Origin of the sequence: Pseudomonas putida, assembly GCF_030159595.1 — a bacterium.
Classification (GTDB): Bacteria; Pseudomonadota; Gammaproteobacteria; order Pseudomonadales; family Pseudomonadaceae; genus Aquipseudomonas; species Aquipseudomonas putida_AC.
Map to the genome: position 1 here is coordinate 96,249 of NZ_BSKJ01000001.1, position 13,032 is coordinate 109,280.

Below are 13,032 nucleotides of genomic sequence, written 5' to 3' on the forward strand. Positions count from 1 at the left end.
CTCCATCGCTGGCTTGCCGGCGATGGGCCGCAAAGCGGCCCCATACAGCTATATCAGGCCAGCTCCTCAGCCTGATCCTCACGCACAACCTTCCTCACCTCATCCAGCCGGCTGATGAACTTCCAGTCCGCCTCGTCGATGTAGATGCCATTCGGCCCGCTGCCGCCTTCCAGGTCGATCGCCACATGTGCCGATACCTGTGGCTTCACACTCGCCAGAATCGGTACGAAGCCCAGTTGCAAACTGGTCTCCAGCAGTGCCGCCTGGTTGCGTTCATCGATGTCGGCTGCTTCGTCCAGGTAGTACGGCAGGCGAATGCGCCCGGCCAGGTCACGGTCCATCAGGTGCAGCAACAGGTACATGTTGGTCAGCGCCTTGATGGTCATGGTGGTGCCGTTGGACGCCGCGCCGTCGATGTCGGCGTGGATGATCGGCTGGCCATTGACCTTGGTGATCTCGAACGCCAGCTCGAACAGGTCCTTCAGGCCCAGCTGGTTGTGATTGGCGGCCACCAGGCGTGCCAGGTATTCCTTGGCCTCTTCGTTCTTGTTGTCCTGCTCGGCACTCTTGGTCAGGTCGAACACCGACAGGGTTTCGCCTTCTTCGTACTGGCCGGCGCTGTGGATGATCTGGTCGATGTGCTTGAGCGCTTCCTTGTTCGGCGCCAGCACCACGCGGAAGCTCTCCAGGTTGGAAACCTGGCGCTTGTTGATCTCGCGGTTGAACAGGGCCAGCTGGTGTTCGAGGCTGTCGTAGTCGCTGCGAATGTTGCGTAGGGTACGGGCGATGTCGGTGACGGCGGCGCGGCGTGCCTTGGCCAGGGTCAGGGCTTCTTCGGTGCGGTGCGCATAGGCGTTCACCAGCAGCTGCAGGCGGCGCTCCATGTCGTCTTCGCTGTCGAACTTGGCTACGCCCTTCAGGCGCACCTGGGCGTACAGCGCCTCGATCTGGTTGTCTACCCGTTGCAGGCCTTGCCAGCTGTCCTGGTAGTCGTTGAGCAGGGGCAGCAGGTTATCCATCGAGTCGTCGATGGCTTCCATGAACGGCGTGCCGTAGGGCAGGTCGGCCGGCAGCAGCTGGCGACGGCGCAGGGCGTCTTCCAGGGTGCGCTGCTTGGACTCGAGGTCGCCGATCTGGCGGCCGACCAGTTGCAGCTTGGCCGACAGCTGCTGGACGCGCTCGGTGAAGGCATCACTGGAGCGCTTGAGTTCGTCCTGGGCGGCTTCCAGTTGCGACAGCTGTTCCAGCTTCTCGGGCTCTTCGGCAGCCAGGGTTTCGCTGCGGCGGAAGTCTTCCAGCGCCTTCTGCGCGTCCAGTACCTGCTGATACAGGGTTTCGGTCTGCGCCTTGGAAGCGGTGCGGTCGGCGGTAACAGCCTGCTGGGTCTTGAGCTGTTTCAGCTCTTTTTCCAGGCGCTCTTTCTGGTCGCGCAGGGCGGCGCGGTCGGCCAGGGCCTGCAGCGCCGGTGGGTCGATGTGGGTGAGGTCGATGGACAGGCCTGGGGCTTCGAAGCGCTCGCCCTTGAAACCGTCCAGCACCGCTTCCAGCGATTTTACCCACAGGGCGCTGTCGTCCAGTTCGATGCCACGGTCGCCCAGTGGCAGGCTGAACAGTGCACCGTTGAACAGGCGCATCAGGCGGTCGACGTCCTGCTGCGAGAATTCTTCGCGCAGGCGGGCGTAGCTGTTGTTGTCAGCATGGTCCAGCTGCTGCTTGACCTGCTTCAGGCGTTTTTCCAGGTCGCGTACGCGCTCGTCCAGGTCTTCGGCGCTGAACTGACGCGACTGCGCCAGGGCACCGGCCAGTTCGTCGTGGGCATCCTTGGCCGCCAGCAGCTGCTGCTCCAGTACTTTGACGTCATCGACCAGGGCAAAGCGGTGCTTGAGCACCGACAGTTCGCCCAGCCAGCGCTGGATACCGGTGATTTCACGCTCCAGGCGCATCAGCTCCTGGGTGCCACCGCGCTGGTCGTTCTGCAGGCGGTCCTGCTCGCCACGGTAGTGCTCGGACTGGATGACCAGCTCTTCCTTGCGCGCCATGGCGTATTCCTGCCAGGTGCCCAGCAGGGTGTCGAGTACGGGTGAAATGCGGTGCAGCTTGCCGCGCAGGATGTCGCGCTGGGCTACGCCACCCGCCAGTGCCTCGACCAGTGGGCCGGCAGCGACCAGGGCGTTGTAGTCCTGCTCCATGCGGCGCACGTCGCGGAAGGCTTCCTCGCATGCGGCGATGTAGTCGACGCTGCCGGAACGCAGGCTGTGCTCGAAGGCATCGAGGAACAGCTGCTTGAGCTTGGCTGCCGTGATTTCGCGCATGTGCAGCAGGTTGATGAACAGCGCACGGAAGGTTTTCAGGCTTTGCTCGCTGGTGGAGCGCAGCGGGATCATGGTCAGGTCCAGCGGCACCGAAGTGTGGCCGCCAACCAGCAGGCGGCGCAGTTCGTCCGGCTTCAGCTCGTAGGCCTTGATCCCCAGCCGTTCAAGGTTGGTGAACAGCTCTTTCTGGCGCAGGCAGGTGTCGTTCTTCTGGTAGTGGGCCAGGTCCAGCTCGCCCTTGTAGGCGAAGAACTGGTGGCCGAAACCGCCGCCCGGGCCGCGGCCGACCACGCCGATCACATGTGGGCCGTGGGGCAGGCTCAGTTCGCAGAGAATGTACGAGGTGTCGCTGGCAAAGTAGAAGCGGCGCGACTGCTCGAGGCTGTACTTGCCGAAGCTCATGTCCGACATGCGTGCCAGGATCGGGAACTGCAGGGCGTTGATCGACGCCGATTTACCCAGGTTGTTGGCGCCGTAGACCGACAGCGGGTGCTCCAGCGGGAACAGGCCAAGGCTGTAGCCGGCGGTGTTGAGCAGTGCAAAGCGGCGGATGCCGTAGCGTTCCTGGCTCATGCGTCAATCTCCTGTTGCTCTTCGCGGATGGCCCGGGCCAGGGCTTCCTCTTCGCTTTCCTCGCCGTCGAACGGGCTGAGGTCCAGCGGGTCGTCGGTGCGGTTGAGTTCTTCGGGGCTTTCTTCCTCGACCAGTACCGGGGTCGGCAGGGGCAGGTCGCTGTGCAGGGTGGCGGCCAGGTCGCGGTCTTGCTGCACCGAGAGGCACACATCGAGGAATCGGTGCATCGGCGGCAGGAAGCGGTAGATGCCGCCTTCTTCATGGGCGAAGCCGAGCTGGGTCATGCGGCGCAGGATTTTTTCTTCCAGCTCGTCCACGGTCTGCACTTCGGCCTGCAGGAACAGGTCGCGGTACTTGTCCAGCAGCGAGGGCAGTTCGTCGCGGCCGATGCTGCCGCCGTCGAGCACGGCCATCGGGTCACGGCCTTGGTCGGCCAGGTGCTCGACCAGGATGAAAGTGAACAGCGACAGGCGCTGCGCGGTCTTGTTCACCTGCGCGGCGGTCATGTCCGGCACGAAGTAGTAGAAACCACGCGTGTCGCACACCAGCTCGAAGCCCAGGGCCTTGAACAGGGTGCGGTACTGGTCCTGGAAATTCGACAGTTGCGCGTACAGCTCGGGGTCGCGGCGGCTGACGTGGAAGCCTTTGAACAGCTCGCGGAAGATCGGCGCGAGCTGGGACAGTTCGGAAAGATCAAGATGCATGGGCTGGGCTCGCGTTGGGTTCGGTAGGCGCGCTGGTGGCGTCTTCGCGGCTGGAGGTCAGGGCAAACGAGCGCAGGCTGACCAGGTGTTCCTGGGTGGTGTATTCGCGACGGTCGAGGCGTTCGCGCTTGAAGCGTTTTTCCCGCGACAGGCGTGAGAACCAGTACAGCAGCTCGTCGGTGGCGCCTTCGGGCTCCTGCTCCAGCAGCCAGACCATCAGGTCGGGCAATGGCAGGGCCTTTTCGCAGCGTTCGGCCATTTCCTTGACCGTGCGCGGTGCGCGGGGCAGGGCGCCGGACTGGGGCTTGTGGGCCTTGGGGAAGCGCGCCGGCTTGGGCTCGAAGCGGGCCAGGGCGTAAACGTAGGCCTCGACCTGGCTGGCACTGCCCAGGAAGGTGCTTTGCGGGCGGGTGAACATCGGCATGGCCGCCTGCGGCACGGCATCAATGCCTTTGCGCCGGATGACCGACAGGGCCAGTGCAGCGCCGCGGGTCACGGCGTTGTGCCGGCGGGCTTCTTCACGCAGCGGCAACAGCAGTTCGCGGGCGTGGCGCAGGGTGAGCTGGGCGCTGGTCTGCATTTCCAGGATGCGTGCGTGGGTGCGCAGCAGCATGTCGTCGTCGACCAGGTGACCCAGGCGTGCCTGTTCGCCCAGCAGCTTCAACAGCACGGTCTCGACCTTGCGCACGCCTTGTTCGAACGCGCCGTCGGCGTTCACCAGCTGGATCATCGGTTCGACGTATTCGTCCCAGGTGGCCAGGACTTCGGCATAACGCTGGCGCAGTGGGATCTGGCGGTTGCTGGTCTTGGCCCGCTCGGCCACGGCCACCAGTGCCTGCTCGTCGTTGTCGAGCTTTTTAAGCACATCGCGTACGCGCATGTCGAGCAGGCGCAGCTGGCGTGCCAGGTCGTCGCTGTCGCGGTTGTCGAAGGCGTCCTGGATATGCCCGGCCAGGCGTTCCAGGTGTCGCAGGTAGGCTTCGATCTCCAGGCACAGGCCCAGCCGGTGTTCGCGGCGCAGGTAAGCGAGGAAGTCGTGGATCTGCGCATTCAGCTCGAAGCGGTTCGGGCTTTTGGCCACCGGGACCAGGATATCCAGGCGGATCCATACGTCAAGCAGCTGGGTGATGTCCTGCGGGGTGCTTTCGAGCTGCTGGCGGCCCACATGCTGGCGCAGTTCGATCAGGCTCAGGGTGCCCTGGTCGAAACGCTCGCACAGCGGCTCGATCAGGGCCCAGTGTTCGGCTAGGGCGCGCAGGACGCGCTTGGGTTCGATCATTGGCTTCGACTCGTTGCCAAGAAAAAGGGGGCGATTGTACTGCATCCGGGGGGGAGGTTTTCACCCCTTGGTCTGTAATGAAGGATAACCATGAGCCTTGTAGGGGATTCACTGGCCTCTTCGCGGGTGAGTCCACCCCCACAGAGACTGCACAGGCAATAAAAAACCGCCGACCAGTTGCGGCACTCGAATGCCAACGGCGTTAGAATGCCCAATTGTTTTAACCCCTCGGATACCCGCCCCTTGCTGACCGAACCCCGTCGTCGCGCCTACCTTTCCGCCATGCAAGTGGTGCATTGGCTGCCGCGTGCCGAGCTGCCGTTCGCCGCACCGTCGCGGCCCGAGCTGCTGTTGCCGGTGGCACCGGCCGAGGACATCGATTTCGAGACCAGGCCGGCACCGGCTGCAAACGAAGCACCCGCCAGCCCTCAGGTCCGCTCCGGTGAGCGGCCGAAAATCGAGATCCCGCGCCCGGCCAGTGTGCCCAAGCCTGCCGCCAAGGCCGTCGAGGCCGATGAGCTGCCCACGCCGCCACGCCCGGTCCCCGTGCCGCCACCGCGCTTCTCGCTGCAACTGCTGCGCGCCGGCAGCTGCCTGCTGCTGGTCGAACTGGCCACCAGCCAGCCGTTCCAGAGCCGCGACCCGTCCTACCTGCTGCTCAAGGACATGCTGCGCGCCGCCGGCCTGCCTGACGCCCCGCAGATCATCGGCGAGCCGGTACGCTGGCCGCTGCTGGTGCGCGGCAACATGGACCAAGGTCCGGAAGCCGCGCGTGATTTTGTCCGGGGCTTTGTCCAGGCGCGCCTGGAAGATGCCCCAAGCACCTGCCTGTGGCTGATCGGCTTGCCGGCACTGCGCTTTGCCGCCAATGCCGAGGCCGAAGCCTATTACCAAACCCTGACGCTCGACGGCCTGGGCGACGCCTGGGCGCTGCCGGGCCTTGAACTGTTGATGGACGAACCGCAGCGCAAGGCGGACGTCTGGAAAGCCATGCGCCAGCTGATGGCGCGCTGGAAGAGCGTTGAATGAGTGAATCGATCAGTTTCCGCCCGATGACCGAGGCGGATCTGGAAGCCGTACTTAAGATCGAATATGCCGCGTTCAGTCACCCCTGGACTCGCGGGATCTTTCAGGATGCGCTCAAGTCGTACGAAGTCTGGCTGATGTTCGATGGCCAGCAGCAGGTCGGCCATGGGGTGATCAACGTGATCATCGACGAGGCGCACCTGCTCAACATCACCGTCAAGCCTGAAAACCAGGGCCGTGGGCTGGGCCTGCGCCTGCTGGAGCACCTGATGGCCCGGGCCTACCAGCTCAATGGCCGCGAATGCTTCCTGGAGGTGCGCGCCAGCAACCAGTCGGCCTACCGGTTGTACGAACGCTACGGTTTCAACGAAATCGGTCGGCGGCGCGACTATTATCCGATTGCCGGCGGTCGGGAAGACGCCTTGGTGATGGCATGCACCCTGCTTGAGGACTGACCTCGCATAGTCGGCGCCATCCACCGCGTAGCTTGCTTTGTTCTCTTTATGCAGGGATGGATAAAGAATGAAAAAACTGCTTCTGGCGGCAGGCCTGCTGATAGCGGGCACTGCCCACGCCGACGAACGCGACCTGTGGATGTTCGCCCAGTGGGCCGGCGACCATCAAACCCGTCCCTTCCGTGAAATGCTGGTGGATGCCCGCCTTTACGGGGTAGTGCCTATCCACCAACTGCTGCGTTCGGCCTCGGACTGGAAGCTGTGCCGCGCGTCTCCTTTCGCCGTGCCGCCTGTCAGCAACTGGCCGGCTGTACGCTCGACCCTCTCGCTGATCAAGGTGCTCGACGGCCAAGGCATCCTTCGCCAGTTCGAGGTGGTTTCTGCCTATCGCGAGCCTCGTCTGAATACATGCGCAGGCGGTGCTGCCAACAGTGCCCATACCCGCGCCTTTGCCGTCGATATCTTGCTGCCGGCCTGGGCCGACCCCAACCCGCTGTGCCGTTTCTGGCAGCTGCATGGCCAGGCGTGGAGCATGGGCCTGGGGCGTTACCCGTCGGGGCGCATCCATCTGGATACCGCTGGCTATCGCACCTGGGGCGGCGATGGCAGCGCGGGGTCATCGTTCTGCGTCAAACCCAAGTGAACCAGGCAGCGCTGGCACTCGCCCATTACCCACTCTGCGAAGCGCTGACGCTTGCCGCTGTCGTCCAGGGGCTGTGGGCTAAGCAAGTGATAAGCCGAGCCATCGCGCACAAAACCGAACGGCGCCTGCAACTGCCCGCTGTCGAGTTCGTCGCGCACCATCAGGGCTGACGCCATGGCCAGGCCCAGGCCGGCGCTGGCGGCCTGGATCGTCAGGTAGAAGTGCTCGTAGTCGCTGCGTTCGTTGTGCCGCGCCTGTTGGCCGCTGAGGCGCAGCCAGGTGGGCCAGGCAGCGGGGCGAGTGGTGCTGTGCAGCAGGCGTTGGCCGTCGAGCCGGGTGGAGGAGGAGGGGTGGCACACCGGGCCGATCCATTCGTCGCAGATTTTTTGATTGAACAGCTGGTTGTCCCAGTGGAAGTCGTCGCGGCGGATGGCCAGGTCGACACCGCTGCGGGCGAAGTCCAGCGGCCCGCCGGCGGCCACCAGGTGCAACTGCAGGTCGGGGTGGTCGGCATGGAAGCGGGGCAGGCGCGGGATCAGCCAGCGCATGGCGATGGTCGGTTCACAGGACAGCACCAGCACATTGTCGCGGGCCTGTTGTTGCAAGCGCTGCACGGCGCCTTCGAGCTGTTCGAAGATCGCCTGGGTGGTGCCTTGCAGGGCACGGCCGGCGGAGGTGAGGAAGATGGCCCGGTTACGGCGTTCGAACAGCGCCACGCCAAGGTTTTCTTCAAGCAGGCGTATTTGGCGGCTGACCGCGCCGTGGGTGACGTGCAAGTGCTCGGCGGCGCGCACGAAGCTCTCGGTCTGGGCGGCGATGTCGAAGTAGCGGAAGGCGTTGAGCGGTGGCAGTTTCATGGCATTCCTTTTGGCCTGTGCCGGCCTCTTCGCGGGTGAACCCGCTCCCACAGGTAAAGCGCTTTCCCCAGGTTCGGTGAGATCCCTGTGGGAGCGGGTTTACCCGCGAAGAGGCCGGTGCAGGTTCAATATATCTGTGAGTAAAACTATCAGATATGCCCCACTATAAATCGATTTTTCCGTGTCCATAAGCGATCAATAATCCCCCGGTCTGTGCATTTCCATCGCCTATCGAGAGCCACCCGCATGACCGAACTCATCGCCGTCGCCCTGTTTACCTTGCTCGCCGTCATCAGCCCTGGCGCCGATTTCGCCATGGTCACCCGCAGCAGTTATGCACAGGGCCGAAGGGCCGGGCTGGCCGCTGCCGTGGGCATTGCGCTGGGCGTGCAGGTGCACGTGCTGTACACGGTGTTGGGCATTGCAGTGCTCATCAGCCAGAGCCCGGCTTTGTTCTTCACCATGAAAGTGCTGGGTGCGGGCTACCTGATCTATCTGGGCTACCAGTCATTGACCAATACCCGGCGCATCAGCCTGGATGGTTTAGGGCAAACCGCTGGTGGCGTGCTGCAAGCCCTGCGAATGGGCTTTCTGACCAATGCCCTCAACCCCAAGACCATGTTGTTTGTCATCAGTGCTTTTACCCAGGTCGTCCAGCCTGGTAGCCCGTTGGTGCTGGACTTCGCCTACGGGGCGTTCATGTCCTTTGCCCACTGGCTGTGGTTCAGCTTGGTGGCGGTGTTCTTCTCCAGCACGGCATTGCGCAAGGCGATGATCGACCGGCAAGTGCTGGTGGACCGAGTGATCGGGCTGGCGTTGATCGGGCTTGGTTTGGCAGTGGCGGTGACGGGGATGCGTTGAGGCTGCGATTGCAAGTTGGGGTGATGGCCACTTAGAATAGAATCATTCCCATTTGCGAAGCTTCGCGATGAAATCAATCCCTCCCGCCGCCGTAGACACCCTGGATGCCTTGTACAAGGGCTATCACGGCTGGTTGCTGGTGTGGTTGCGCCAGCGCCTGAACTGCCCGCAGCATGCCGCAGACATGGCCCAGGACACGTTCGTTCGTTTGCTCAGTGCTGGCAGCTACGTCGCCCCACGCGAGCCTCGGGCCTTGCTGGCGACGGTGGCGCGGCGCCTGCTGATCGACCGTGGCCGTCGGCACAAGCTGGAGCAGGCCTATCGCGAAGCGTTGGCGCTGCATGTGGAACAGATGGAGCAAGCGCCTTCTCCCGAGCAGATTCACACGGCAATACAAGCCCTGGAGCAGATCGACCGTGCCTTGTCGCGCATGCCGCCGCGTGCACGCCAGGCGTTTGTGCTGCGCCATCTCGAAGGCCTGAGCCACAGCGAAATCGCCGAGCATTTGCAGGTGTCCACCAAGAGTGTGCAAGGCTATCTGGTGCAAGCGCTGCTGGCCTGTCACGCCGCCGCAGAGGCCTGCCTGTGAGCCCGGAAGTTCTTCATGAGGCCGCCGAGTGGTTCGTGCGCCTGGACGACCAGCCCAGCGGTCGCGACCGTGAGGCGTTTCGTGCCTGGCTGGAGCAGGACAGCGAGCACCTCGAAGCCTTCCAGCGTATGCAGGAAACCTTGGCCCCCTTGCAGGTGCTCAAGCATGCGCCAGCCCGCACTGCGCTGCGGGCGTTCAAGCAGCAACGGCGTTCAGCGCAGGCTCTGAAGGCGCTCGCTCTGGTCGCCGTGCTGGCTCTGCCGTTAGGGATGCTCGTGCAGCAGGGGCCGGTGTACCTGTTGGCCGATATTCGCACCGGCAGCGGTGAATGGGCCACGCGGCAGTTGCCTGATGGCAGCCTGCTTCGGCTGGACGGTGGGTCCGCCGTCGACCTGGACTTCGATGACCGGACGCGGACGGTTCGCCTGCTGCGCGGGGAAATCCTGGTGGATGTGGCCAAGGACGCCGGGCGTCCGTTCAAGGTGGTGACCGAACATGGCAGTGTGCGGGCGTTGGGCACGCGTTTTGTCGTGGAGCAGTTGGCCGAAGGCTCACGCCTGGCAATGATCGAATCCACTACCGAAGTCGACAGCCATGGCCAGCGCCGGGTGGTATCGGCAGGCCAGGAACTGCATTTCGACGCGACGGGGCCAGGTGAAGTACAGCCTGTCGACGGCAGGGGCGTGGAGCAGGCCTGGGCCCGGCACCAGCTGGTGGTACGCGAGCGGCCGCTGGTCGAGGTGCTCGAACAGCTGAGCCGTAACCATTCGGGCTACCTGCTGTTCGATCGCAAGGCGCTGGCGAACATTCGCGTGACCGCTGTCTTGCCGGCCGACGACAGTGAGCGGGCATTGCGCCTGTTGGCACGTAGTCTGCCGCTGGGTATCGATCACTACACGCCCTGGATCACGCGGGTGCGCTACCTGCCTGAATCCGAGCTCAGATAAAAAACATTCCTGTCTGCTTCCAGTTCTCGATTTCCGTGCGTCCTTGTCGTAAGCCAACATAACGGAGTATCGGGAACATGCTTTCGAACTTGCGCGCGCGCATCCCTTTCACGCCTCGCAATGCGCTGGCCCTGGGGCTTCACCTGGGGCTGGGCAGCCTGCCGCTGCTGCTGGCGCCTGTGGCCGCAGCCCAGCAGCAGGTGCAGCGCTATGACATCCCGGCAGGGCAGTTGGGGGATGTGCTCAGCAGCTTCGCTCGCCAGGCCGGCGTGGCAATTTCGTTCGACGCCAGCCAGGTGGCAGGGCGGCGCAGCACCGGTTTGCAGGGCAGTTACGGCGTGAATGAAGGGTTTGCCGTGCTGCTGGGCGGGCAGGGGCTGCAGGCGCAAGGGGGTGCCGATGGCTTTGTGCTGGTCAGCGTGCCGGGCAATGACGGGGCGCTGGAGTTGGGCGCCACCACCATCAATAGTCAGTTGCCGGGTAGCACCACCGAGGGCACGGGTTCGTACACCACGGGTATCACGAACGCCGCCACCAAGCTCAACCTCAGCCTGCGCGAGACGCCGCAGTCGGTCAGCGTGATGACCCGCCAGCGGATGGAAGACCAGAACCTGCGCAGCATCGGGCAAGTGCTTGAGCAAACGCCAGGGGTCAACGTGCAGAGCCCTGGCAGTGACCGCCTGTATGTGTTCTCTCGTGGGTTGGCGATCGACAGCTACCAATACGACGGCATGCCCACCACCACGTTCGCCTTCAGCCAGGCGCTGCCCCAGGCGCTGTCGGACATGGCCATCTACGACCGGGTCGAAGTGGTGCGGGGCGCCACCGGGTTGTTGACCGGGGCGGGCGACCCGTCCGGCACGGTAAACCTGGTGCGCAAGAAGCCAACGGACCACTTCAAGGGCTACATCAGTGGCGGGCTCGGTTCCTGGGACCTGTATCGCACCGAAGTGGATGTGTCCGGCCCGCTGACCGACAACGGCGCGGTGCGCGGCCGTGCCGTGGCGGCGTACCAGCAGGCCAACAGCTTCACCGACCACCTGCAGCAGCAGAAGACCATCGTATATGGCGTCAGCGAGATGGACCTGACGCCGGATACCCTGTTTACCCTGGGCGTGGAGTACCTGGACAGCGACCCGCGTGGCTTCTCTACCACCGGCTTGCCGGTTGTAGCCACCGATGGCTCGGGGCGTGGTTTCCAGTACCGCATGCCGCGCTCGTACAACGGTGCCAGCCGCGATAGCAGCAACCATCAGGAGTCGGTGAACACCTTCACCTCGCTTGAGCAGCGCTTGGGCGAAGGCTGGTCGCTCAAGCTCGCCGCCAACTATCTGTACGGCACGCGCGATTACGACTCGGTCATCGTCGGCACCACCACGGGCGTGGTCAACCCGACCACGGGCGACGGTTTGCGTTACACCGCCACCAAGGGTGACAACACGCAGAAGCAACGCGGTATCGATGTGATGCTCAGTGGCCCGTTCCAGTTGCTGGGGCGTGAACACGAGCTGGTGATGGGCTTCAATTACCAAAGCTATGAGAACCGCCGCAACGGCTTTGGCAACCTGCTGGCGAACGGCAGCAGTAACAATGGCGTCAGCGGTGTGCCGGTGAACATCTGGACCTGGGACAACCAAGGCCCGACACCGTCCTACAACTTCAACCGTGAAGACGATGATATCGACCAGCGCCAAACCGGGGCCTACCTGGCGACGCGCCTCAAACCGACGGATGATCTGTCGGTGATCCTGGGTGCGCGGGTCAGCAATTACCAGTACGACGCCTTGTTCCATTACCACGTTGCCAGCCTGCAGCCCTATGACACCGATGACTCGGTCAAGGCCACGGGGGAGGTGACGCCCTATGCAGGCGTGGTTTACGACCTGAACGATGTGCACTCGGTCTACGCCAGCTACACCAGTATCTTCAAGCCGCAGCCCTACCGTAACCAGGCAGGAAAGCTGCTGGAGCCGCGTGAAGGGGACAACTGCGAACTTGGCCTGAAGAGCGAGTATTTCGGTGGCCGCCTGAACACGGCCTTTGCGCTGTATGAAGTCAAGCTGGACAACGATGCCGTGGCCGACGGGACCGTGGCCGGCAGTGATGGCCTGATCACCGCGTATCGCGCAGAAAAGACCACCACCCGCGGTATCGACATGGAGGTAAGCGGGGAGCTGGCGCCGGGCTGGAACCTGGCAGCCAGCTATACCCATTCCAGGGTGAAGGACAATGACGGCGAGCGGGTCAAGACCACCATCCCGATGGACATGTTCAAGCTGTGGAGCACTTACCAGCTGTCTGGTGAACTGGAGCGTCTGACCGTTGGTGGTGGTGTGAACTGGCAGAGCGGCATGCACTTCACGGCCACGCCGTGGCAGGTCGGTAACCCGGTGAAGATCAAGCAGGGGGACTATGCCACGGTTGGCCTGATGGCTCGCTATCAACTCACGCCGCAGTGGTCGGCGACCGCCACAGTGAACAACTTGTTTGATGAAAAGTACTTCAGTTCATTCGATGACAACTTCAACAGCGCGTCGTATGGCGAGCCGCGTAATTTCATGGTGAGTTCGAAGTGGGAGTTCTGAATACTTAGCGGACCTCCGCCACACCCTGTGGGAGCGGGCGTGCCCGCGAAGAACGCAACGCGGTATATGGCACCGGCTTCGCCGGTGTTCGCGGCTAAAGCCGCTCCTACAGGGATAGCGCCAGTTTTGGACTTTGTAAAAGACAGTTGCTGGCGGGCGAGCCCTTTTTCGCAGGCAAAGAAAAAGGGCTTACCTTGCGGT

11 protein-coding genes are annotated in these 13,032 nt (G+C 63.5%); 7 read left to right on the forward strand and 4 right to left on the reverse strand.

Annotated features, from left to right (window positions below):
• Positions 1 to 53: 53 nt before the first annotated feature.
• The 3 genes from mksF to mksB are packed head-to-tail and all read right to left on the reverse strand — an operon-like array spanning position 54 to position 4,868.
• A complete protein-coding gene (mksF, locus tag QQL85_RS00490; protein ID WP_284356310.1) occupies positions 54 to 2,885 on the reverse strand; it encodes an Mks condensin complex protein MksF in 2,832 nt (943 codons plus the stop codon).
• Positions 2,882 to 3,589 (reverse strand): Mks condensin complex protein MksE, encoded by a 708-nt coding sequence (mksE, locus tag QQL85_RS00495; protein WP_105945587.1) that lies wholly within the window; start codon positions 3,587 to 3,589, stop codon positions 2,882 to 2,884. The genes mksF and mksE overlap by 4 nt, the downstream gene beginning before the upstream one ends.
• Positions 3,579 to 4,868 carry an Mks condensin complex protein MksB gene (gene mksB / locus QQL85_RS00500; RefSeq protein WP_284356309.1) on the reverse strand — a complete coding sequence of 430 codons (1,290 nt, stop codon included), beginning with the start codon at positions 4,866 to 4,868 and terminating at the stop codon, positions 3,579 to 3,581. The genes mksE and mksB overlap by 11 nt, the downstream gene beginning before the upstream one ends.
• A gap of 243 nt (positions 4,869 to 5,111) precedes the next feature.
• Here mksB and QQL85_RS00505 point away from each other — a divergent pair, with 243 nt between their 5' ends.
• The 3 genes from QQL85_RS00505 to QQL85_RS00515 all read left to right on the forward strand — a co-directional run bounded on the left by QQL85_RS00505 (position 5,112) and on the right by QQL85_RS00515 (position 6,992).
• Positions 5,112 to 5,897 (forward strand): energy transducer TonB, encoded by a 786-nt coding sequence (locus QQL85_RS00505; RefSeq protein ID WP_284356308.1) that lies wholly within the window; start codon positions 5,112 to 5,114, stop codon positions 5,895 to 5,897.
• Positions 5,894 to 6,349, forward strand: a complete 456-nt coding sequence (rimI, locus tag QQL85_RS00510) for a ribosomal protein S18-alanine N-acetyltransferase (RefSeq protein ID WP_016484839.1) — start codon at positions 5,894 to 5,896, stop codon at positions 6,347 to 6,349. Before QQL85_RS00505 ends, rimI begins: the two co-directional genes overlap by 4 nt.
• A 67-nt stretch (positions 6,350 to 6,416) precedes the next feature.
• Positions 6,417 to 6,992 carry a D-Ala-D-Ala carboxypeptidase family metallohydrolase gene (locus tag QQL85_RS00515; protein WP_284356307.1) on the forward strand — a complete coding sequence of 192 codons (576 nt, stop codon included), beginning with the start codon at positions 6,417 to 6,419 and terminating at the stop codon, positions 6,990 to 6,992.
• Here the strand turns inward: QQL85_RS00515 and QQL85_RS00520 are convergent.
• Positions 6,932 to 7,849: a LysR substrate-binding domain-containing protein gene (locus tag QQL85_RS00520; protein ID WP_284356306.1), complete on the reverse strand. Its 918-nt coding sequence runs from the start codon at positions 7,847 to 7,849 to the stop codon at positions 6,932 to 6,934. The genes QQL85_RS00515 and QQL85_RS00520 overlap by 61 nt on opposite strands.
• A gap of 246 nt (positions 7,850 to 8,095) precedes the next feature.
• Here QQL85_RS00520 and QQL85_RS00525 point away from each other — a divergent pair, with 246 nt between their 5' ends.
• The 4 genes from QQL85_RS00525 to QQL85_RS00540 all read left to right on the forward strand — a co-directional run bounded on the left by QQL85_RS00525 (position 8,096) and on the right by QQL85_RS00540 (position 12,831).
• Positions 8,096 to 8,710 carry a LysE family translocator gene (locus QQL85_RS00525; RefSeq protein WP_284356305.1) on the forward strand — a complete coding sequence of 205 codons (615 nt, stop codon included), beginning with the start codon at positions 8,096 to 8,098 and terminating at the stop codon, positions 8,708 to 8,710.
• Positions 8,711 to 8,777: 67 nt separating this feature from the next.
• Positions 8,778 to 9,299 (forward strand): sigma-70 family RNA polymerase sigma factor, encoded by a 522-nt coding sequence (locus QQL85_RS00530; protein WP_284356304.1) that lies wholly within the window; start codon positions 8,778 to 8,780, stop codon positions 9,297 to 9,299.
• The gene (locus tag QQL85_RS00535) at positions 9,296 to 10,246 is read left to right on the forward strand and encodes a FecR family protein (protein WP_284356303.1); all 951 of its coding nucleotides are present in this window, start codon (positions 9,296 to 9,298) and stop codon (positions 10,244 to 10,246) included. The genes QQL85_RS00530 and QQL85_RS00535 overlap by 4 nt, the downstream gene beginning before the upstream one ends.
• Positions 10,247 to 10,323: 77 nt before the next feature.
• On the forward strand, positions 10,324 to 12,831 hold the full coding sequence (locus QQL85_RS00540; RefSeq protein WP_284356302.1) for a TonB-dependent siderophore receptor: 2,508 nt from the start codon (positions 10,324 to 10,326) through the stop codon (positions 12,829 to 12,831).
• Positions 12,832 to 13,032 lie beyond the last annotated feature (201 nt).

Coding starts and splice junctions, on each gene's coding strand:
- rimI (WP_016484839.1), top strand. CDS start 5,894: ATGAGTGAATCGATCAGTTTCCGCCCGATGACCGAGGCGGATCTGGAA.
- QQL85_RS00525 (WP_284356305.1), top strand. CDS start 8,096: ATGACCGAACTCATCGCCGTCGCCCTGTTTACCTTGCTCGCCGTCATC.
- mksE (WP_105945587.1), bottom strand. CDS start 3,589: ATGCATCTTGATCTTTCCGAACTGTCCCAGCTCGCGCCGATCTTCCGC.
- QQL85_RS00540 (WP_284356302.1), top strand. CDS start 10,324: ATGCTTTCGAACTTGCGCGCGCGCATCCCTTTCACGCCTCGCAATGCG.
- mksB (WP_284356309.1), bottom strand. CDS start 4,868: ATGATCGAACCCAAGCGCGTCCTGCGCGCCCTAGCCGAACACTGGGCC.
- QQL85_RS00530 (WP_284356304.1), top strand. CDS start 8,778: ATGAAATCAATCCCTCCCGCCGCCGTAGACACCCTGGATGCCTTGTAC.
- QQL85_RS00520 (WP_284356306.1), bottom strand. CDS start 7,849: ATGAAACTGCCACCGCTCAACGCCTTCCGCTACTTCGACATCGCCGCC.
- mksF (WP_284356310.1), bottom strand. CDS start 2,885: ATGAGCCAGGAACGCTACGGCATCCGCCGCTTTGCACTGCTCAACACC.
- QQL85_RS00515 (WP_284356307.1), top strand. CDS start 6,417: ATGAAAAAACTGCTTCTGGCGGCAGGCCTGCTGATAGCGGGCACTGCC.